Annotated in this window: 17 protein-coding genes and 1 pseudogene; 17 read left to right on the top strand and 1 reads right to left on the bottom strand. The window is 39.7% G+C overall.

Annotated elements, in window-relative coordinates:
• Nucleotides 1-357: 357 nt before the first annotated feature.
• Nucleotides 358-790 (bottom strand): annotated as a pseudogene (locus tag J7K93_04245) (transposase).
• A 340-nt stretch (nt 791-1,130) separates the two neighbouring features.
• Here J7K93_04245 and purH point away from each other — a divergent pair.
• From purH to J7K93_04160, 17 genes are all read left to right on the top strand, one after another.
• Nucleotides 1,131-2,834 (top strand): bifunctional phosphoribosylaminoimidazolecarboxamide formyltransferase/IMP cyclohydrolase, encoded by a 1,704-nt coding sequence (purH, locus tag J7K93_04240; protein MCD6116204.1) that lies wholly within the window; start codon nt 1,131-1,133, stop codon nt 2,832-2,834.
• 15 nt (nt 2,835-2,849) lie between these two features.
• Nucleotides 2,850-3,881, top strand: a complete 1,032-nt coding sequence (locus J7K93_04235) for a rod shape-determining protein (GenBank protein MCD6116203.1) — start codon at nt 2,850-2,852, stop codon at nt 3,879-3,881.
• Between the two features lie 3 nt (nt 3,882-3,884).
• Nucleotides 3,885-4,700, top strand: coding sequence for a rod shape-determining protein MreC (gene mreC / locus J7K93_04230; GenBank protein ID MCD6116202.1), 816 nt, complete (start codon nt 3,885-3,887; stop codon nt 4,698-4,700).
• Nucleotides 4,697-5,185 carry a rod shape-determining protein MreD gene (gene mreD, locus J7K93_04225; GenBank protein MCD6116201.1) on the top strand — a complete coding sequence of 163 codons (489 nt, stop codon included), beginning with the start codon at nt 4,697-4,699 and terminating at the stop codon, nt 5,183-5,185. Before mreC ends, mreD begins: the two co-directional genes overlap by 4 nt.
• Nucleotides 5,179-6,939: a penicillin-binding protein 2 gene (mrdA, locus tag J7K93_04220; GenBank protein MCD6116200.1), complete on the top strand. Its 1,761-nt coding sequence runs from the start codon at nt 5,179-5,181 to the stop codon at nt 6,937-6,939. Before mreD ends, mrdA begins: the two co-directional genes overlap by 7 nt.
• On the top strand, nt 6,936-8,165 hold the full coding sequence (rodA, locus tag J7K93_04215) for a rod shape-determining protein RodA (GenBank protein MCD6116199.1): 1,230 nt from the start codon (nt 6,936-6,938) through the stop codon (nt 8,163-8,165). Before mrdA ends, rodA begins: the two co-directional genes overlap by 4 nt.
• Before the next feature lie 165 nt (nt 8,166-8,330).
• Nucleotides 8,331-9,128 (top strand): tetratricopeptide repeat protein, encoded by a 798-nt coding sequence (locus tag J7K93_04210; GenBank protein MCD6116198.1) that lies wholly within the window; start codon nt 8,331-8,333, stop codon nt 9,126-9,128.
• 87 nt (nt 9,129-9,215) lie between these two features.
• Nucleotides 9,216-10,703 (top strand): glycogen synthase, encoded by a 1,488-nt coding sequence (locus J7K93_04205; protein ID MCD6116197.1) that lies wholly within the window; start codon nt 9,216-9,218, stop codon nt 10,701-10,703.
• Nucleotides 10,704-10,741: 38 nt separating this feature from the next.
• Nucleotides 10,742-11,449, top strand: coding sequence for an STAS domain-containing protein (locus J7K93_04200; GenBank protein ID MCD6116196.1), 708 nt, complete (start codon nt 10,742-10,744; stop codon nt 11,447-11,449).
• 147 nt (nt 11,450-11,596) lie between these two features.
• Nucleotides 11,597-12,310 (top strand): polysaccharide biosynthesis/export family protein, encoded by a 714-nt coding sequence (locus J7K93_04195; GenBank protein MCD6116195.1) that lies wholly within the window; start codon nt 11,597-11,599, stop codon nt 12,308-12,310.
• 50 nt (nt 12,311-12,360) lie between these two features.
• On the top strand, nt 12,361-14,661 hold the full coding sequence (locus J7K93_04190) for a polysaccharide biosynthesis tyrosine autokinase (GenBank protein ID MCD6116194.1): 2,301 nt from the start codon (nt 12,361-12,363) through the stop codon (nt 14,659-14,661).
• Between the two features lie 12 nt (nt 14,662-14,673).
• Nucleotides 14,674-15,630, top strand: coding sequence for a GDP-mannose 4,6-dehydratase (locus tag J7K93_04185; GenBank protein MCD6116193.1), 957 nt, complete (start codon nt 14,674-14,676; stop codon nt 15,628-15,630).
• Between the two features lie 3 nt (nt 15,631-15,633).
• Nucleotides 15,634-17,091, top strand: coding sequence for a sugar transferase (locus J7K93_04180; protein ID MCD6116192.1), 1,458 nt, complete (start codon nt 15,634-15,636; stop codon nt 17,089-17,091).
• Between the two features lie 77 nt (nt 17,092-17,168).
• Nucleotides 17,169-18,350, top strand: a complete 1,182-nt coding sequence (locus J7K93_04175) for a glycosyltransferase family 4 protein (GenBank protein MCD6116191.1) — start codon at nt 17,169-17,171, stop codon at nt 18,348-18,350.
• 1 nt (nt 18,351) lies between these two features.
• Nucleotides 18,352-20,238 (top strand): asparagine synthase (glutamine-hydrolyzing), encoded by a 1,887-nt coding sequence (gene asnB, locus J7K93_04170; protein ID MCD6116190.1) that lies wholly within the window; start codon nt 18,352-18,354, stop codon nt 20,236-20,238.
• A 39-nt stretch (nt 20,239-20,277) separates the two neighbouring features.
• Complete coding sequence (locus J7K93_04165) at nt 20,278-21,045, top strand: class I SAM-dependent methyltransferase (protein ID MCD6116189.1); 768 nt, start codon at nt 20,278-20,280, stop codon at nt 21,043-21,045.
• Entirely contained in the window at nt 21,045-22,712 is a 1,668-nt protein-coding gene (locus J7K93_04160) for a glycerol-3-phosphate dehydrogenase/oxidase (protein ID MCD6116188.1), read from the top strand. Before J7K93_04165 ends, J7K93_04160 begins: the two co-directional genes overlap by 1 nt.
• Nucleotides 22,713-22,721: the final 9 nt, after the last annotated feature.

The raw sequence follows: 22,721 nt of genomic DNA, 5'->3' as shown, positions 1-22,721 counted from the left end.
TTAAAGCAACTGCTCGTGGGTTTAGAACCTTTAAAAATTATAGAATTTCTATTCTTTTTTATTGTGGTAAATTAAGCCTGTATCCATAGAAAACCCGGAAGAGCCAATTTAATAAGTTATAGAACATAATGCAAAACTTTCTTTTTATCCGGCATCTGAAAATTTCCTGAAAATGTCAAAAAACTCTATGAAAGGCAAAAACTCTCCCGATTCTTATTATTATATTTTTTCTTAAAAAAATCGGGACGGGAATGACTCCCTGAAGAAGCGTTGTGGCGGAGATTTTTCAATCTCGTTCCCAAACTCCTGTTTGGGAGCGTTCTTTTAATGTGAAACTCCGTTTCACTAAATATTTCCTCAATGTAAAAAATCCACTTCAATAATCGTATTGTCATCATTTGAATAGTTACGAGCTGAACTATACCGCCAGTGTTCCGGCATATCAACATACCCCCGCAATACAGGATTATAATGGATAGTCGATCTTTTGAAATAACATCTTCTCAGTTTGAATTAACTCAGGATGAGTACCCTCTTGCCATACCTGATATAGACTGTCTTTATTATGTTTCTTTTTATAAAATTTCAACTGATTCAACAACCATGATTTTTTATCTTCCCTTAGCTGTTCAATAATTTCTTTAGTTGTATATTTCCTTAATGATGCAATGGTCGATGAGAGATGAGGAAAAGAAGCAATAATATGAAAATGATTATCCAGAATTACATAAGCATACAGGTGGAGTGCTTTATTCTCAATACAGAATTGAAGTGATTCTAATTCATAAATTTTATACCTATCTCTCATTATTAATCACTTATGCTAGTGTTAAAGAAACAGAGTTTCTTTCGAAATATAGGTTCCCAAACTGGAGTTTGGGAACCAGGGGGCCTCTGAGGTATCGATGCAACGCAGTTTATCATAAGCCTGGTGAATATTAGAAGCTATAGAAAACACTCCCTGAGATTTCCATAAAGCGGGACAATAGCTGCAGCACTGCTGTTTTTTGCGGTTTTTTGAAATCTTTGTGGCACTCCGTTTGCATTTTTAAATTTCTATTCATATTTTTGACTAAACCGGCCGGAATCAGGTCGTATTTTTCAGTATTGAATGACATCCGATAAGGAGTATGGTTTTAAAATTGGAGGAATCAGTGGTAAAAATAAAAAGGGCTATTGTCAGCGTTTCAGACAAAGACGGAATTGTGCCGTTCTGCAGAACTTTATCTGAATGCGGTATTGAGATTATTTCCACAGGAGGTACTGCATCTGTCCTTGAAAAAAGCGGTATACCGATTCTTGTTGTTAGTGATGTAACAAAGTTTCCGGAAATGATGAACGGAAGAGTAAAGACTCTGCACCCAATGATACACGGCGGAATACTCGGCATAAGGGATAACAGCGAGCACAAGAGCCAGGCGGACAAAAACGGGATAAAATGGATAGACCTCGTTGTAGTGAATCTCTATCCTTTTGAAAAAACAGCGCAAAAACAGGATCCGTCCGTAGCAGAGCTAATAGAAGAGATTGATATCGGAGGCCCTACCTTAATTAGGAGCGCTGCAAAAAATTTTAAATACGTCACAGTTGTTACTGACCCTTCGGATTACAGCAGAGTTGCAGAATATATAACTGAATCCGGTGAAGTACCTGACACAGTAAGAGCAGAACTTGCAGTAAAAGCTTTTAGGAGGACTGCTGAATATGATGCTTTAATTGATAAAACATTATCCGAAAAACTTCTGAATGAAGAGAGAGCGTATTTCCGGTTCGGCAGGGGCAAGACTCTCAGATACGGCGAAAACAGCCACCAGAAAGCCATGTTTTATGTTGATGAGAACTCAGAAGAAATTTCAGTTGCAAAATCCGAAGTTATCCACGGCAAGGAGATGTCCTTTAATAACTATGTTGATGCAAATGCTGCTCTTGAGGTTGTAAAGGAGTTTGACGAGACAGCAGTTGCTGTTATAAAACATACAAATCCATGCGGGCTTGCAACAGGAAAAACTCCAAGGGAAGCTCTGGAAAGGGCATGGGCTGGAGATCCCGTTTCTGCTTTCGGATCTGTAATAAGCTGCAATCGAACAGTGGATAAGGATTTTGCAAGTTTTTTAAGAGGCAAAAACGAAGAACACATAAGTTATATAGTTAACGGTGACAAACTTGTGCCTCAAAAAGTGCCGTCGAAATTCGTCGAAGTAATAGCAGCTCCGGATTTTAATGATGAAGCACTTGAAATCCTTACTAAAACAAAGAATATAAGGCTCCTGAAAACAGGGCCGTTTAACACAGGAACTGCTGACAGAGAAACATTTAAAAAAATAACAGGCGGCCTTCTGGTGATGGATAGAGATAGTATAGTTTGGCAGGATTTCCTCCAGAAAACAAACAGGGTTTTTGAGGATGACAAAAAGCAGCTGGCAAAATTTTCATACATTGCTGTCAAGCACACAAAATCCAACGCAATTGTTCTTGCGAGAGAATACAGCCCGGGATCATTCCAGGTTTTCGGAATGGGTGCAGGCCAGCCGAACAGAGTTGATGCTCTGAGAAAATTATCCCTTACCAAAGTGCGTGAGAATCTTCAAATAGAGTATGATGTTTTACAGCCGTCAATATCTTTTGAAGAGTTCTATATCAAATCTGTCGAAGAAATGGTGCTTGCTTCAGATGCATTCTTCCCGTTTGATGATACGGTTAGAACCGCAGGCAAAGAAGGTGTGAGATACATAATTCAGCCAGGCGGATCCAAAAGAGACCAGGATTCAATAGATGCATGTAATGAGCTTGATATTGCGATGGCATTTACCGGAATCAGGCATTTCAGGCATTAAGAGAGGCTAAAAATTATGGCATTTTGGTTCGGTAATTTATTCGGCGGTGATCTTGCCATTGATCTTGGTACAGCTAACACTTTAATATACCTCAAAGGCAAGGGGCTGCTGCTTAATGAGCCTTCTATGATAGCTGTTCGCAGGGATGATTATCATATTGTTGCAGTCGGGAACGAAGCCAAAGTAATGTGGGGGAAGACTCCTGATTCAATAATGACTGTCAGGCCTATGAAAGACGGAGTAATTGCAGATTTTGATCTTGCGGAAATGATGATCCGCAGGTTCATACAAAAAATACGTCTTAAAAAGTTTGCACTTCACAGAATGGTAATTTCCATACCGTCAGGAATTACAGCGGTTGAAAGACGGGCAGTCCGTGACTCGGGAGAAAAGGCAGGTGCAAGAGCGGTATATCTTCTTGAGGAGCCGATGGCAGCTGCACTTGGTGTAAATTTGCCTATTGATGAACCTGTAGGCAGCATGGTTGTTGATATCGGAGGAGGTACAACTGAAATTGCCGTTATATCTCTTTCCGGAGTTGTATCAAAAATTTCTGTTCGTATTGCAGGCGATGAGATGAATGAAGTCATAATCCAGTATTTTAAAAAGAGATACAAGCTCCTCATAGGAGAAGTTATGGCAGAAAAAGTAAAGATTGATTACGGATCTGTCAGGCCGGTGAAAGATGAAAGAGTGGTGCAGGTAAGGGGCAGAGATATAATAAGCGGTATTCCGAGAACTGTTGAAGTGAGGGCTGCGGAAATACAAGATGTACTTGAAGAGCCTGTGCAGGCGATTATTGATTCTGTGATGCTCTGCCTTGAAAAAACTCCACCGGAGCTTTCTTCTGATATTCTTGACAGGGGGATTATCATGACAGGAGGAGGCAGTATGCTTAAAGGCCTTGACCTGAGGCTTCGTCAGGATACAAATCTTCCTGTAAGCCTTAGTGAAAGGCCTCTGACAGCTGTTGTGGAGGGGTGCGGTGTTGTAATGGAAGATATCAGCAGATTTCAAAGAGTCCTGAATTTGAAAGTCAGAAGATAGATTGTGAAAAGAAACAGAAAAAAACTTATATATAATCTTTGGAATAATCATAGATCCGGTATAGTTCTCTTCCTGTTTATAATTTTTTCCCTAATTTTTATCCTGTTGAATAAAACAAAATGCTTTATTTATTTACGGGGTGCAGCAAGCAGGTACACTGCTGTTTTTGAATATAGCGCATTCAGAATCAACAGGCTGTTTTCTTCGGAAAAAGAAAACCGCAGGCTTGTATTAAAACTAACAGAGCTTGCAGCGCTGAATCAGCAGTATATTTTTTTCTCGGAAGAGAATAAAAGGCTTCGAAGCCTGCTGAAGTTAAAAGAACATCTGCCGTATAATGTTATAGCTGCTGATGTCACAGAGATGGATATGAGCGGTATCCCCGGTTATGCGGATATCAATACGGGATCGAACAGCGGGTGCGTGGAAGATGAGGCGATTATTGTGCCTCAGGGAGTTGTCGGCAGGATAGTTGAATCCGGCCATGACTGGTCAAGAGTGCAGCTTCTTACGAATCCTGAGGCAAGAATCAGTGCAAGAGTAATGAAAACAGGTGACAGGGGAATTGTGAGATGGATACACGGAGATGTGTTTAAAATGGAAGGAGTACTTTACAGAAGCAGCGTAAAATTCGGAGATATTGTTGTTACATCAGGAGTCAGTTCTATTTTCCCGGGGGGGTTGTTAATCGGAAGAGTATCCAGGGTAATTCAGGATCAGGGGGCAATGTTTAAGAATGTATTTCTCCGTTCAAGTGTAAATTTTCAAAATTTGGGAATAGTATTTGTTGTGCTGAATGAGAAAGAAAAACAGAGATGAAAAGAGCCTTAAAGGTTTCATCTGTTATTTTCGTGCTCCTCTATTTTCAGACTGCAGGAGCAAGATTAACGTCCCTTAATTTCCTGTTTCCTGATTTTCTTTTAATCTTTCTGGTCTTTCGATCTGCAGGAGAAAAAATTATTAATGCGGTAATTATTGGATTTATTGCAGGCCTTTTCCAGGATTTGGTTGCCGGTTCGGTTCCGGGGATTTTTGCTTTGTCAAAAGGCTTGGCGTGTTATTTTTCTGTTTTTTTATACTCATCGCTTTCCGGTGAACATAATCTGGTGCGTATCATAGGATTTTCCGTACCTTTGTTTATCCATTTTTTGGTACTTGGCATGCTTTCTTTTTTGGGAAACGGCCTGGGATTTTTTGATCTTTTTTTAAGGTATTCATTTTCTGCATTTTTAGTAACACTCGGGGCTGGATTTATTATTGATATATGGATGCAGCAAACAGGCAAAAGAGTTGAAGCGTGGTAGATTCAGAATCCATACACAGAAGAAGAGCAGATATTTTTTTTGCGGTTTTAGCGGGCGTATTTTTAATTATATATTTTCGTTTTTTCCAGATACAGATTTTTTCATCATCATTTTATAAAAAACGTTCTGACATGAACAGTGTCAGGCAGATACCTCTGAAAGCACCGCGCGGAATAATTTTTGACAGGAACAGTTCTGTTATTGTAGAAAACAGGCCCAGTTACTCTCTTTTTGTCATACCTTTTGAGTATCACAGGACTGAATACAAAATTGATATAGGGAAGGTTCTGCCTGTTTCTCAGGTACAGATTGAAAAGAAGATCAATTTGCAGAAGAGCGGCCCTTTTGTGCCTGTAAGGCTCAAATCAAATCTTGACTTTACCCAACTGACAAATATGGAAGAGCATCGCATTGAACTGCCGGGGTTTTTCTATCAGGCCGAACCTGTCAGATCTTATCCTTCGGGAATTAAGGCGTGTCATGTCCTGGGTTTTCTCGGTGAGATAACAGAAGATGAGCTTTTAAAAAGAAACAGGCGAACTTACAAACCCGGTGACATAACAGGCAAGTCAGGGGTGGAAAAAGAGTACGACATAGTGCTAAAGGGCAGGAGAGGGTATCTATATCGTGAAGTTGATGCTTTTGGTGTTGAGAAGGGAGATTTCGGGGGAAAGCGCGATATAAAACCTGTACCGGGCAGAAGCATTATATTGACACTTGATATTGGGCTTCAGAAACTGGCAGAAAAGCTTATTCTGCATAAAACAGGATCAATAATTGTCATGGATCCGTCTACAGGCGAGATTTTTGCAATGGCAAGCAGCCCTGATTTTAAGCCGGATAATTTCTCAGGCGGAGTTTCCCGCAAGATTTGGAATTCACTAATGATAAATCCTTCTAAGCCTCTTCTTGACAGGTCAATCCAGGCCCAGCTTCCCCCGGGATCTGTTTTTAAACTGGTAGTTGCATCGGCAGCATTAAAAGCATGTATCAGATATCCTGAATCAATGAATGTCTGTAATGGCTCATTTAGGCTCGGCAGGAAGGAGTATAAATGCTGGAAAGAGGAGGGCCACGGAAATATAGATCTTTATCAGGCAATTGCTCAATCCTGTAATGTCTATTTTTACCGTACAGGCCTTGACCTGGGGCTTTCAGGAATCGTTAACATGTGCTCTATATTCGGCCTCGGAATGAAAACCGGAGTAGATCTGCCCGGAGAAAAAGCGGGGTTGGTGCCGGACAGTTTGTATCTTGACAAAAAATACGGAATACGCGGATGGACAAGGGGTATGATTGCAAATCTTGCGGTAGGGCAGGGGGATCTTCTTGTTACTCCCCTGCAAATGGCATCAGTAGTTACTGCAATTGCAATGGATGGGAAAAGGCCTGTGCCCCGCCTGGTAAAAGCTCAGCAGGGAATTAATAGAAGATCATGGGAAATTAAAAAACCGGAGTTCAATGCTCCTATTGAAAATTTTGGAAAGGTTTTCAGTGTAATCAGAGAAGGAATGAGAAGAGCTGTAAATTTTCCGAAAGGGACTGCACGTGCAGCGGGAATCAAAGGGATTTCAATATGCGGTAAAACAGGGACAGCACAAAATCCCGCAGGAGAACCTCATGCATGGTTTGCAGGTTTCGGGCCGTTAAAAAATCCCAAAATAGTTGTTGTGGTTGTTATTGAGAACGGAGGTTCAGGCGGCAGTGTGGCAGCTCCTGTTGCAGGTAAAATATTCAGAGGATTTTTCTTATGACCGGTACTGAGTATTCGCAAAAAGAGGGGCTGAAGATTGACCCGGGGATAGCTGTTTTTACTATTTTTTTGAGTTTTTGCGGACTTATTCTTATATACAGTGCTTCATCGTCTCTTAATCTGCCCTTTTTTAAAAGCCCTGTAGGCAGGCAGATTATCTGGCTTGTGCCTGCTGTTATTGCAGGGATTTTAAGTGCAAAAATAAAAATATCAATAGTTTATGAAACAGCATATATCTTTTATGGGTTTGCATTCCTCCTTATCATATTGGTACTTTTTGTGGGAAGAGGCAGTGTGTCGAGATGGATAAGTTTCGGAGGAATACAATTTCAGCCTTCGGAGTTTGCTAAGATTTCCGTTATCCTGTGTTTATCCCGCTATTTCTCTGATTCCGCAAGAACACCGGAGTGGAAAAGAATGTTTGTGAGCCTTTTGATTGTAGTTCCGTATTTTCTCCTGATTGCAGAAGAACCTGATATGGGCACTGCAATACTTTTCCTTTTTATCTGGGCGGTTATGGCAGTTTGGGCGGGAATTTCTCTGAACTGGATATTTTTACTTGTTGCACCTTTTGCAGTTCTCTTATCAGGATTTTATCTGCCTGCATTTATTATTGTTGCTGCGGGAATAACAGTCTGGGCCTTTGTATGGCTGAAAAAATGGTGGGCTGCATCTTTGTATTCTGTTTTCTGTGGAGTTGCAGGAGTTTTTTCCGGATTTTTCTGGTCAAAACTTGCAGCTTACCAGCAGGAACGGATATTAATATTTCTCGGAATAAAATCTGACCCACACGGATCAGCATATCAGGTAATCCAGTCAAAGGTTGCAATCGGGTCAGGAGGGTTTTTGGGCAAAGGCTTCCTGCACGGTTCTCAATCACAGCTAAGGTTCCTTCCTGAGCAACATACTGATTTTATTATTTCACTTCTCGGTGAAGAATTTGGATTTTTGGGTATAACAGTTGTTTTTATTTTCTATTTCCTTTTACTTGCATCGTTAATATCTGTTGCACGCCTTGCAAGGGATGATTTTGACAGCCTTGTTTCTGCAGGTGTTTTCGGTTTGATTGTTTCACAGATAGTGATAAACAGCGGTATGGCAGTAGGCCTGTTTCCGGTTACAGGTATGGCACTGCCTTTTTTAAGCTACGGAGGTTCGTCCCTTGTTATGCTTTTTATACTTATGGGGCTGGTATCCAATATTTCTGTAAAAAGATTTATCTATTAGAACGAAAATCGGTTAATGTGTACTGTGAAGCGCAGACGGGATTTAAAATAATTTTAAGGAGGCCGGATAAGTTATTGTGATAACAATTATTAAAATGCTTGATTTTTTTAATTATTTTCAGTAAATTTATTATTCAAGAATAATTCTTAAAAAGAGGGGCACCTTATGAATAGGGACAGATTTATTCTTTGTTTCCTTGTAGCTGTTTTTTTGCTTTCTTTTTTGATTTTTGCCGGTTGTGCATCAACGAGCAAAAACAGAAGGGAAGAAGCGGTTTCAGGTGATTCGGCAAATATCGATGAACTATTAGGCCTTGTTGAAGAGGACACGCAGAAAAAGAGCAATGAGACTTTAGGCGAAGATGACGTGCTCCGGCTTTTGGGAGTCGGGGAAAAAGGAGACAGTAAAGCAGTCAAGTCTGATACCGGTGCTGCTAACCTGCAGCAGAAATTAAACACACTTGAAGCTGAAAATAAGAGTACTGAAGCTGAGAAAAATAAGCTGCAGAATATAGTGAACACACAGGAAAAGTCTATTTCAAACTTGAATTCTGCGACTGCTGATAAAACAACACCCGTATCATGGAAGGGCCGCTCTTTTGCTGACAGGTATCAGGAAGCTTTGCAGACTTACAGGAGCAGGCATTTTATGGATGCAATACAGAAATTTGAAAACCTGCTTGACTCGGGAAGTTATAATTCACTTTCTGATAATTGCCAGTATTGGATAGGCGAATGCTATTATGGTTTGGGAAAGTATGAAGAAGCCGCACTCTCATTTGAGAAAGTTTTTTCTTTTTCAAACTCAAATAAAGATGATGATGCGCAGTTGAAATTAGGCTTGTGTCAACTCAGGCTGAATAATAAAGCAAAGGCCAAAGAAGAGTTCCAGAAATTAATAGATAACTATCCTACAAGCGAATATGTAAGTGTTGCTCAGAGATTTATTGCTCAGATTAAATAAATTTCCGGTTCAGTCTTATTGATCTCCTTATCAGGCTAATTGCCGGGGACATAAAAGAAGATCTTACAACCTGAAGAGGGGTTGGATATGAGTAGAAAATATAAAATATTAATGGCTTTACCGGAGATTAGTCCGTTTACCCGAACCGGAGAACTCAGTGATCTCGGAGGTTCTATCCCCAAAGAATTAAAGGATCTCGGGCATGATATCCGGCTGATTACTCCCCAGTACAGAGTTATTGATGAAAGACGTTACATTTTGAGGGATGTAATACGTCTGCAGGATATTGAAATACCTCTTGGTGGAGAGAAGGTAACGATTAATGTAAAATCTTCATTTTTGCCGAATTCCAAAATACAAGTATACTTTATTGATTATAAACCGTTTTTCGCACGTATCGGACTTTATAAAGACCATAAAAGCGGTGTACCTTTTAAGGACAATGCAAAGAGATTTATTCTGTTTTCCAAGAGTGTGCTTGAGACCCTTATCAGGCTTCAATGGCAGCCTGATGTGATTCACTGCCATGGATGGCAGGCAGGGTTGATCCCCTGGTTTTTAAAGACAATTTATAATACAAATCCGTTTTTTGACAAGTGTTCAACGCTATTTACTGTTTATGATTTTGCCGAGTCGGGTGTTTTTGATAAATCATGTGCGGAATTTCTGTCTTCTGATAATAATTTCAGCTTTGAAAATAGTTCACTCAATTTAAAAGGAGATTGCAGTTTCCTTCGTGGAGGCGTAGCTCATGCGGATTTTATCAATACATTAAGTGATACGTATCTCAAGGATGTTTTAAACGGGTGTGATTCTGTTAAAAAAGTTTATGATGTTGTTAAAGAGAGAAAAGGTCATTTCGCCAGCGCTGTTAACGGGATAGATTATACTGAGTGGAATCCGCAAAATGATTCATTGATTTCTTCTGCTTTTTCCTCTGAGGAGATTGAAGGCAGGGAGGAAAACAGAAAAGCTTTGAGAGAAGAGCTATCCTTAAAAACAGGCATTGAAAGTCCTGTTGTTTGTATGATTACTGAACTCGAAAGCAGAAAAGGGATTGATCTTGTAAAAGAAAGTCTTGAAAAGTTAATGAAGAATCCGATAGGCCTTATTGTTATGGGAAGCGGTACTCAGGAGTTTGAAACGTTTTTTACAAAGGCTGAGAAAAAATGGAAAGGCCGTATCAGGTTTATTAACTCTTTTGCAAAGGATAAATTGCATCTTGTTGTTGCAGGGTCGGATATGGTGCTTATACCTTCTCTTTATGAACCGTGCGGTTTTACCCAGCTCTATTGTATGCGCTACGGAACAGTACCGATTGTAAGGTTAACAGGAGGCCTTGTTGATACGATTATTCCTGTAACTAACAAGAAAGGTGAAGGAACAGGTTTTACTTTTGAAAAGTACAGTGCTACAGGCCTTTTAAAAGGGATAAACAGTGCTTTGAAATTTTGGGCAAATAAAGAAGAATGGAAAAATATACAAAAGAGGTGTATGCAGAGAAACAGCTCATGGGAGATTGCTGCAACAAGATATGTATCGCTGTATGAAAAGTGTGTTAATGAAAAGCAATAAGTTTAATATTATTTTGCACCGGCAAGGAGAGTTTTGATATGATGGAAGCTCAGGGTATTGAAGTTTCAGTCTCTTTTGTCGGCTCGCGTCTTGATATAGCATTAATGGAAATCAAAGGTTGTGTGGATACTGCAACATGTCAGGAACTTGCCGGAGTATTCCAGTCATTGTACGACAAGAATCGTTATCTTATTGTTTCTGATTTAAGCAATGTGTCATATATCAGCAGTGCAGGATGGGGTGTCTTTGTGGGAGAGATTAAAAATATCCGTCAAAATGGCGGAGATTTAAAAGTTGCACAAATGATGCCCGAGGTGTTTGAAGTTTTTGAAATGCTTGAATTTAACAAGATTCTCAATTCGTATGAGACAGTTGAAGAAGCGGTTGATGAGTTTGATATTATTCGCGGGATAGATATTTCAGAAGCAGGTGAACCTGTTATTGCAACTGAAAAGGATCTGTTGAGCAGACTTCAAAAGAGGCATTCGGAAGATTTGGATTTTGCGGAACAATCTTCAAAGCAGGGTGCTGGTTTTCATGATATGAATAGTGATTCTCCCCTGGAACAAAAAATAAAAGAGATTGTTGTTGAGCAGCCATTGGCAAGTATTTGGCATATCAGAGATACGCTCAGATCAGGGAAATACAGCAATATCAGGATTGGACTGTTTAAACTCCGTTCCATACTTAAAAATTTAAATCTGGAAACGAAGGAGAAACGTTACCGCTTCTATCGTTCAAGGTAGAAGCAATATGTATTGATAGTTTTATCAGCATCCGCAGAGCGGATGCTTTTTTATGAACAAATTGTCAAGATTGTAATGATGGTATGTTATTTGCAATTTTATTCTTATTTAGAAAAAGTTTGGATTGTGGATAGAAAGGATAGATTGATGAATATGAAATTTAAGACATGTAACAGCCTTGTTATTAAAAGAGTTATGCTGATAATAGGTGTACTATTGTTTATAAATGCAAGTGCTCTGTTTGCACAGGCGGAGAGGAGTTCACAGTGGAGGAATTCTGCCCGATCATTGACAATTTTTCAGCCAGGCGATGCAGTCCGAATTCAAATATGGGAACTTTTCCAGGGGCAAAAACAGAACAGAGATATCAGCGGAGATTATACGATTAAACCAGACGGCAATATAATCATGCCACTTATCGGACAGGTAAGGATTAAGGGGCTTACTGTTTATGAACTTGAACAGATTCTGATTGATAAATACTCCTCTCAATTGAACCATCCTTATGTCAGTATCAGGCCGTTAATACGCCTTACTCTTCAGGGTGCTTTTAACAGGCCTGGAGCGTACAGAGTTGACCCTTCAAGTTCTTTGTGGGATGTTGTTGCTTTGGCAGGAGGCCCGACAAGCAACTGCAATCTTGAGGGTTTAAGAGCTGAGAGGGGGGGGAAGGTTGTTATTAAAAAACTTCTTGAAAGTTTTGAGGCAGGGATTTCTCTTGAAGAGGTTGGTATTGAATCCGGAGATCAGATTATTGCACCAAGGAAGAATGAGCTTAGTATAGCATTTTTAGTTGGTATTATAAATTTGGCAGCATCGGTACTGCTGTTGTATTTAAGGTTAAAATCCAGAAATTATTAAAATGTTGATTCCTGTTAATATTATGTTTGTACTGAATGGAGACAGTTTTTATGGAAGATTTTTTTGAAGAACAGCAGGCTGAGCAGGGTGGTGTAGATCTAAAAAGATATATTTCGGCTCTTGTAAAGGGATGGTGGTTTATAGGCCTTGTTACAATATTGGTATCCGTGCCATGGCTTATCTATGTAAAAAAGCAGCCGCCTCTTTATGAAACTACAGCTTTGATAACTTTTGATAATGTAAAAAATATTTCTTCTACTAAAATAGACAATAGAATTTTAAGACTTAAAAGCAGGAGGTTTGCAGAGGAAGTAACAGCGGATTTAGGGCTTACTTTAAAGATGGAAAAATCAGACCATCTGGCACCTTTAAAACGGCATGAAGTCTTTTCCCATTTTTCAACAACAAGGAGGCCTGTCCCCGGAGATTATAAATTAATTTTTTATCCTTCCGGATATTGTTCTTTCTATTACAATGGAGTTCGGCTTGACAGCCTGCATGCCTCATCTTTTATTCAGGATACGGTATTTTATAACGGGTTAAGATTTTCACTGAAAGAGGATATAGTGGGCAGGAGGTCAGTTATTCATTTTTATATAAATCCGTTTCAGTCCACAGTTAATAATTTAAGATCAAGAGAAAAGATAATAAACAGCAGGTCAGGCAATGTAATGAAAATTATATTACGTGATACTAATCCTGTACTTGTAAGCCAGACTGTTAACAGGCTGGCAAATATTTTTGTTGAAAAAAGTATGGCAATGAACAGGGAGGAGTCAACACTTATCAGCAGCCACCTTAAAAAAGAGCTGAAGGTGGCTAAAGCAGAGTTAAACAAATCCGATTATACTTTAAAACGGTTTAGAATACAGCACCCGATAAGCCTTACAAAACAGAATGAAAATACTGTAAGCACACTTAACGATCTTGCTGTTAAAATAAAACAAAATAACCTGGCTAAAAGAGAGCTTGAGATGCTTTTGCAAAAGCTTGATCCGAATGTTACTGATATTACAACCGGTGTCTCAGCACGTTATGTTTACAGACAGATACCTCAGCTTCCGGTATTCCAGAATGATCCGGCAATGTCAATGATAAACCAGCAGCTTCTAGATTCTGACAGAGCGAGAGGTGAACTGATAAAAAACGGTGCTCCGGTACAGAATCCCTATGTTATTGAAATAAGCGGCCGTATATCAAATCTTGAGAACCGGATTTATGAACTTGCGGAAAAAAAGGTTAAAGATCTGGACCGGCAAAATAAGGAGATGAATGCAAATATTCAGAAGCTGAAGAGTCTGTTGGAATCACTTCCTGCTGAAGAGATAGAATTAATAAAACTTACACGGGAAAGAAATACAAATGAAGAACTTTACAATATGGTTTATAAAAGGTATAAAGAGGCTCAGATCTCTGCTGTAAGTGTTTCCGAACAGGTTTCTGTTCTTGACCCGGCTGTGCCTCCTACAGCCCCGATAACAGGAAGTAAAAAGCTTAAAGCAATAATCGGTGTTCTGCTCGGGTTCTTTCTTGGTATCGGAATAGTCTTGACAAAGGAGATTCTCGACAAAAGCATTAAATACCCTGAAGATGTAAAACGTTATCTGAATTTGTCTATATTGGGTGTTATACCTACAGTTAAATTTAAAGATTTTCAGCTGCCCGATGACGAAAAGGCAAAGAGTATCAGCTCCCAGATAGTTACGCATGATTATTCACCCACGCCGGTTGGGGAGGCATACAGGAGCCTTCGTACAAGTTTGTTTTATTCTAAAAAATTCGGTAGAATTAAGAGCCTCGTTATAGGCAGTGCAGCACCAGGGGAGGGTAAGTCTTTTACAGCGGCCAATCTTGCAATTACAACAGCACAACAGAAATCAAAAACACTTTTAATTGATGCTGATTTAAGGCGCGGCGTGCTTCATAACACTTTCGACTGTTCAAAAAAACCCGGATTGACAAACTATCTTACTGGGATTGCAACTCTGTCAAATGTTATGCATGAGACGTACATACCTAATCTTTCACTTATTACATGCGGAACGCTTATCCCTAATCCTTCGGAATTATTAGGATCCCAGCAGATGAAAGATTTTATCGAAGAGGTATCAAAAGATTTTGATTTTATCATTTTTGACACCCCCCCGCTGATGGCTGCTACAGACGCGGTTATAATCGGTACTCTTGTTGACGGAGTGGCCGTACTTATAAGGTCTGGAATGACGAATAAGGAAAATATAAAAAGAAAATTAGAGCTGTTCGAAACCGTAGAAACAACAATAGTGGGAGCAATATTAAATTGTGCAGGTGTTGATGTGGCTCATGAAGGATACAGTTATTACAGATATTAAAGAGGCCGATTAATGAAAATTCTTGTCACCGGAGGTGCAGGGTTTATTGGATCGCATTTAACAGAGTATCTTCTTAAAGAAGGGCATTTTGTTGTATGCATTGACAATTTCAATAATTATTACGATCCTTTAATAAAACGGCACAACATTAAAAACGCTATGGGCAGCGGAAATTATCTTCTTGAAGAAGGTGATATTTGTGATGTTTCTTTTATTGAAGATATTTTTAACAAACATAAGTTTGATTCGGTAATTCATCTTGCTGCGAGGGCGGGTGTCAGGCCTTCTATTGAGAATCCAAAGCTTTATCAGAAAGTAAATATTGAAGGTACTGTTACTCTGCTTGATGCAAGTGTGCGATATAATGTAAATAAATTTGTTTTGGCTTCATCTTCTTCTGTTTACGGAAATAATAAAAAACACCCTTTTTCGGAATCAGATAATGTTGATTTCCCGATTTCTCCCTATGCTGCAACAAAAAAAGCGTGTGAGCTTCTTGCATATACTTATCACTCCATTTATTCAATATCAGTCTCATGCCTGCGTTTTTTTACCGTATACGGCCCGAGACAGCGCCCTGACATGGCAATACACAAATTTACAAGGCTTATAAGCGAAGGTAAAAGGATACCTATTTATGGAGACGGAACAACAAAAAGGGATTATACTTTTATTTCAGATATAGTTGACGGCATAGTACGTTCCCTTGATAAATGCAAGGGCTATAATATTTACAACCTTGGAGAATCACGTACTGTTGAACTTGGCTATCTTATTTCTCTCATTGAAAATGCTGTTGGTAAAAAGGCAAATATTGAGTATCTTCCCATGCAGCCTGGCGATGTGGATTTGACTTATGCTGATGTGTCAAAAGCTAAAAAAGAATTGGGATATAATCCGTCTGTTCCAATAGAAGAAGGAATAGTTAGGTTCGCAGAGTGGTTTAAGAAGACTTTGACCGGGAAATAACCCATGGTAAGAGATAAGGAAATTTTTCTTATAAGATTAATGAAGCTTTCTGATGCTGTTGCAATTATAATAGCTTTCGGAGCTGCATTTTTTATAACCATGGGATTCAGGCAGTACATGGATTTAGGGCCAATGGCATTCGCCCCTGACATGACTTTGAATGGTGCATTTTATTTTTTAAGAAATCATCTCTGGCTTGTGCTTATATCCGTTCCTGCCTGGGTATGGCTTATGTCTGCTGACGGCGTTTATATGAATTTTCGTACTAAGCCATTTGTAGAAATAATGTGGAGGGTATTTCGTACGGGGCTGCTCTCCATTGTAGTAATGGGCAGCGGAATATTCCTTTTAAAGATGACTCTTACAAGCAGGTTTTATGTAGGAGTTTTTGCAGTTACAGCTTTCTTTTTTCTGGGATTTGAAAAAGCATTTTGGCGCTGGATACTTGACTACTCATTCAACCAGGGTTATAATCTTGTAAATATGCTTATTGTAGGTACCGGCCCGAGAGCGCAGAAATTTATTAAAAGTGTTCACGATCACGCCAAGTGGGGGCTGAAGATTGTCGGGCTTGTTGATGATGACCCTAAACTGCTCGGAACGAGTGTAATGGGTTATGAGGTAATAGGGCGAATAAGAGATATTCCGAGGATTTTAAGAGAATCTGTGATTGACAGGGTTATTTTTGTTGTGCCGAGATTATGGCTCAATCGGGTTGAAGATGCGATTCATCATTGTGAAGATGAAGGGGTTGTAACAGCAATTACGGTTGATCTGTTTGAACCTAAGGTTGCAAGGCTCAGATTATCTGATTTTGCAGGGATACCCCTTATATTGCTGCAAACCACAGTTGCTGAAGAGTGGCAGCTTTTTTTAAAACGGGTTTTGGATATTACAGTCTCTTCTTTATCATTGATTATTCTGTCCCCTGTATTTTTTTTCACTGCAGCAGTGATCAAGTTGAGCTCTAAAGGGCCTGTGTTTTATAAACAGATCAGATGCGGCCAGAACGGCAGGAGATTTGTGCTTTATAAATTTCGTTCCATGATTGTAGGTGCGGAAATGAGAAAGAGAAAACTGCAGGAACAGAATGAGATGAAGGGCCCTGTTTTTAAAATGAAGAGAGACCCGAGAGTAACACCTTTTGGAAGATTTATGCGCAGGCTGAGTATTGATGAACTCCCGCAGCTTTTAAATGTACTTAGAGGAGATATGAGCCTTGTAGGCCCGCGGCCGCCTCTGCCTGCAGAAGTTGAGCTTTATGAAGTGTGGCACAGAAGGCGTCTGAGTATGAAACCCGGCTTAACATGTATATGGCAGGTGAGCGGCAGAAATAAGATAGATTTTGAGAGATGGATGGAAATGGATATGAAGTATATAGACAATTTCTCTCTGTGGCTCGATTTTAAAATACTTATTCGTACCGTGTTTGTAGTGCTTACAGGGTACGGGGCAGTGTGATTTTATTCAGGAGAAAACCGATACGGAATAAAATTTCGGAGGAGGCCGGTGAAAAATAAAGCCGGCCTGTCAAATAAATGAGTAAAAAAATATTGATGATAGCACCTGAACCTATTTTTGAACCGAGAGGCACACCCTTTAGTGTGGTCGGAAGGTTAAAAACTTATTCCGATATGGGTTACAAGGTGGACCTTTTAACCTACCCTATCGGAGAAGAGGTTAATTTCCCGGGAGTCCGTATTATACGGATTCCCCGAATGCCCGGAATAAAAAAAATAAAAATCGGCCCGTCAATTAAAAAGGTACCCCTTGATATTGTACTTGCGGCATATTCTTTTAGATTTATTATGACAGGGCATTATGATTTAATCCACACCCATGAAGAGGCAGGATTTTGGGGAACTCTTTTTGCAAAGATATTCAGGGTCCCCCATATTTATGATATGCACTCCAGCCTGCCGCAGCAGCTTTCCAATTTCCAGTTTTCCAAATCTCGTTTTCTTGTTTCTGTTTTTGAAAGGCTTGAAAACTTAGTGCTGTCCAATGCAGATTCTATAATAACGATCTGTCCTGATCTGTATAATCATGTGCTTTCCATTGAGCCTGAAAAGGGATCGTTTCTTATAGAAAATGTAGTTGATTACGAACTGATATTCGGAGAAAAAGATTTTTCCGAAGAGATAAAGAAAAAGCATGGATTACAGGGCAAAGTAACAGCTCTTTATGCAGGCACTCTTGAGCCCTATCAGGGTATTGACCTTTTAATAAAAAGTGCCGGGCTTGTTTTAAAAGATAAGAAAGAGATTGTTTTTCTTGTTGTGGGAGGACATGAGGATCAGGTGGACCAGTATAAAAAAATGGCGGCAGACAGAGGAGTTGAAAGGAATTTTATTTTTACAGGCCAGGTTTCTCCTGACAAGATAAAAAGCTACATGATGTGTGCACAAATTCTTTTATCTCCCCGTACCAGGGGGACAAACACACCTTTAAAAATATATTCTTATCTTAAATCCGGTATACCAATTGTTGCAACCAGAATGCTTACGCATACACAGGTTATGGATGAAAGTGTAGCAGTTCTCAAAGATCCTATACCGGAAGATTTTGCACAGGGTATTACAGGCCTCATAAATAATCCGTCGTTGGGCAAAGAGCTTGCAATGAATGCAAAAAAACTTGCTGATGAAAAGTACAGTTATAAAATCTACAGGAAAAAATTAGAGAGCTCAGTTGAAAATGCATTGAAAAAAGGATTATAGAATGTGCGGAATTTGCGGAGTTCTTTACAAGGACAGGAATAAACAGGCAGGCAAAGCGATTCTTGCTTTAATGTGCAGTACAATCGTGCACAGAGGCCCTGACGATCAGGGTATTTCTGTTTCGGAAAATGTCGGCCTGGGGATGCGCAGGCTTTCTATTATTGATCTCTCTACAGGGCACCAGCCTATATCAAATGAAGACGGGTCAAAAACAATTGTTTTTAACGGTGAAATCTATAATCACAATGGACTGAGACAGGAGCTTGAAGCAAAAGGGCATATTTTCAGGACAAAAAGCGATACTGAAGCAATCATTCACGGATACGAAGAGTGGGGCGAAGAAGTATGTTCAAAGCTTAACGGTATGTTTGCTTTTGCAATATGGGACAGAAAAAACGAATCCCTTTTTCTTGCAAGGGACAGGATGGGGATTAAACCTTTTTATGTCTACGAAGATGGAAATAAAATACTTTTCGCTTCGGAAATTAAAGCCATACTTAAGCATCCTGAAGTTGACCGTGAAATAGATCTTCAGGCTCTGGATAATTTCCTTGCATTTGAATACATACCTGCACCGCGATCAATATTCCGTAAAATCCGAAAGTTAGAACCTGCTCACTGGATGAAATATGAAAATGGAAGAATATCAGGCAACAGATACTGGCAGGTTATACCCCGGGAAGAAAATATGACGATGAGCCAGGCAGAAGAAAAGCTTTCTTATCTTCTCGCGGATTCAGTAAAACTCAGGCTTTTATCAGATGTCCCTCTCGGGGCATTTTTATCAGGGGGGCTCGATTCTTCGATACTTGTCTCTCTTATGGCAAAAGCAGGCAGAAACCGGGTAAAAACATTTTCTATAGGATTTAAAGAGGCTTCCTACAATGAATTGAATTATGCAAGAGCGGTTGCAAAAAAGTACAATACCGAGCATCATGAATTTATTATTCAGCCGGATGCCCTTGAACTGACTGAAAAACTCATAAAGCAGCTTGATGAACCATTCGGGGATTTTTCCATATTCCCCACTTATCTTGTATCAAAAATGGCAAGAGAGTATGTTACTGTAAGTTTATCCGGAGACGGAGGAGACGAGCTTTTCGGAGGGTATGATACTTACAGAGCACACATGTTTGCCCGGAACTATTACAGTAAAATTCCGGGTTTTATCAGAAAAAATTTAATAGCCCCTGCTGCAAATGTATTCCCTCCTACGAAAAAGAAAAAGGGAGCTATTAATGCTTTTAAAAGATTTGTTGAAGGGACACTATTGCCGGAAGACCTGTATCAGGCGAGATGGATGGTATTTCTCAGGGAAAAGGAGAGAGCAGGCCTTCTGTCAGAAGGAATTCTGTCTGAGCTTGCACAAACAGACCGTTACGATTTTATCCGTAAATTCAATTGCAGTTCAATGGATATTGATGATGTCACACGCATCGGTTTTATTGATCTCAACACATATCTGATTGATAATATACTTGTAAAGGTTGACCGTATGTCAATGGCGAATTCACTTGAAGCGAGAGTCCCGTATCTTGATCACAGAGTTGTTGAATTTGCATTCTCAATTCCTCCGCAGTTTAAAATGGGAAATGCTGCAACAAAAGTGATACTTAACAAAACTTTCTGGAACAATCTCCCTGATGAAATCAGGAATCGGGACAAACAGGGATTCAGCATACCTATTAAAAACTGGATACGTAAAGATTTAAAAAATATGATGACAGATCTTCTTGACAGTACAAGGCTTGAGCAGCAGGGATTTTTCAAAACAGACTTTGTTGAAAGAATGATGAAAGAACACATTGACGGAAGGGCAAATCACAGCCATAAATTATGGGCTCTTATGGTATTTGAACAGTGGTACGATATTTACGGAAATAGTTGATTTTTATTGATATTCTTATAAATTTTAAGGATGATTAAAATGGAAAACAAAAACTTGAAAAAAGAGATAGCATCTTACTGGAACAGCCGTATTCACGATCTTGAGATAGCAAAGCATCCTGTTGGATCACGTGAATTTTTTGAAGAACTTGCAGAGTACAGATTCGATAAACTGAACTATCTGCCGAAGATTGTTGATTTTAAAGGATTCAAAGGCAAAAAAATACTTGAGATCGGCTGCGGTGTTGGAATTGACCTTGCCGAGTTTGCTGCAGGCGGTGCTCTTGTTACAGGGATTGATCTTTCACAAACAGCAATTGATCTTGCAGGGAAATATTTTTCCCATCTCGGATTAAGTGGTGACTTTAAAATTATGGACGGGGAAGCCATGAGTTTTGCTGACAACACTTTTGATGTTGTTTATGCTCACGGTGTCCTTCAGTATACGGAAAATGCAGTTAAAATGGCGGAAGAAGCTTATAGAGTTTTAAAACCCGGAGGTCAGTTTATTGCCATGGTTTACAACAGAAAAGGGTGGCTTAATTTTATGTCCAGGGTTTTTAAAGTCTCTTTGGAACATGAGGATGCGCCTGTTCTTGAAAAATATACGATTGATGAATTCAGAGAGATATTATCTCCGTTTATTAATGTGAAGATCGTTCCCGAGCGTTTTCCTGTGCGCTCCAGGCTGCACGGAGGATTAAAAGGAGTACTGTTTAATACACTGTTTGTAGGAGCATTTAAAATTATACCAAAACCCATTGTGAAAAAATGGGGGTGGCATTTAATGGGCTTCGGAGAAAAATAATGAAAAGGAATGTCAAAGCACTTACAGAAAAAGAATTTGATCTTATAGTTGTCGGGGCAGGAATTTACGGTGCTGCAATTGCATGGGATGCATCATTGAGAGGGCTGTCTGTAGCTCTTGTGGAAAGGGGGGACTTCGGAAGCGGTACATCTTCCAATAGTCTTAAAATAGTTCACGGCGGGCTGCGTTATCTTCAGCAGCTTGATGTAAAAAGGGTTCGTGAATCTGTACGTGAACGCAGAATAATGCTTACAATTGCTCCTCACCTTGTACAGCCGTTGCCAAGTATACTGCCATGTTACGGCCACCTAATTAAGGGTCCTGAGGTTATGTTCTGCGGTATGCTGTTAAACGATATTTTAAGTTTTGACAGAAACAGAGGAGTTGATCCGCTGCGGACAATACCGAACTGCAGGGTTGTTAACAGAAAGAGCTGTCTATATATTCTGCCCGGAATTGACAGCAGTAATGTTACAGGCGGCGCAGTATGGACAGATGCGCAGATGTACAGTTCCGAGAGGCTTCTTCTTGCATTTGTAAAATCAGCATCTTTCAAAGGAGCAGTTACTGCAAATTATGTTAAGGCAGAGAGCCTTATTATTAAAAACAGCAAAGCTGTCGGAGTAAAGGCTATAGATTTGGTAGATAACGAAGAACTTGAAATAAGAGGAAAGGTTGTTGTTAATTCCAGCGGAGCATGGATTAACTCCATATTGCCGGAAGAAAAACAATCTTCTTCCATGTTTAAACTTTCAACAGCTATGAATCTTGTGTTGTCCCGTAATCTCTTCCCGGAAATTGCGGCCGGAATTTACGGACATTACAGGTATGATGTTCCTGGCAGAGGGACAAAATCAGGAAGGAGAGTGCTTTTTGCAACACCATGGAGAGGAAGAACAATAATCGGTACTTTCCACAGGCCGTACAAAAAAGAGCACGCTTCTCTTTCAGTAAACAGAGAGGAAGTTGAGAGCTTTTTAAAAGAGGTAAACAGCGCTGTTCCTGCAGCAGACATTAAACCGGAAGATGTTACATTCGTCCAAAAGGGATTTTTGCCTATGGATGGAATAAGCAGGAATACGGGAGAAGTGCTGTTAACAAAGCATTACAGAATTACCGATCATAAAAAAAGAGACAGGATTGACGGCCTGCTGAGTGTGGTTGGCGTTAAATATACAACAGCAAGGGACGTAGCTGAAAAGATGGTTAATCTTGTAACCGGAAAATTGGGCAAAAAAGCGTTAAAGTCTGTTTCCAAAACCACAAAATTGTATGGTGGAGACATCTCTTCTTTTGACAATTTTGAAAAAGAAGTTGTCAGAAATACTCCTGATAATATTCCCGGTGAAGTAAGTAAACACCTTGGACTAAGCTACGGTACTGAATACAAATCAATATTTGAAATACACGAACAGACAAAAGGCGGCCTTGTGCCCGGTTCAAAAGAAGTACTTGAGGCAGAAATTATTTTTGCTGTCAGGGAAGAAGCCGCACAGAAACTTTCCGATGTTATTCTGCGCCGGACTGATCTCGGGTCAATGGGACACCCCGGAAAAGAAGCATTGAACCGCTGTGCAGACATAATGGCAAAAGAGCTCAACTGGCCGGAAAACCGTAAGCAGAATGAGATTGACGAAGTTGATAAAATTTATACTCAATGGTCTTAAGGAGATATT

It is taken from the genome of bacterium, from assembly GCA_021158245.1.
Lineage (GTDB): Bacteria > Zhuqueibacterota > QNDG01 > QNDG01 > QNDG01 > QNDG01.
Note: the sequence above shows the minus strand (reverse complement) of the source record. Positions and strands in the feature narration are given on the sequence as shown.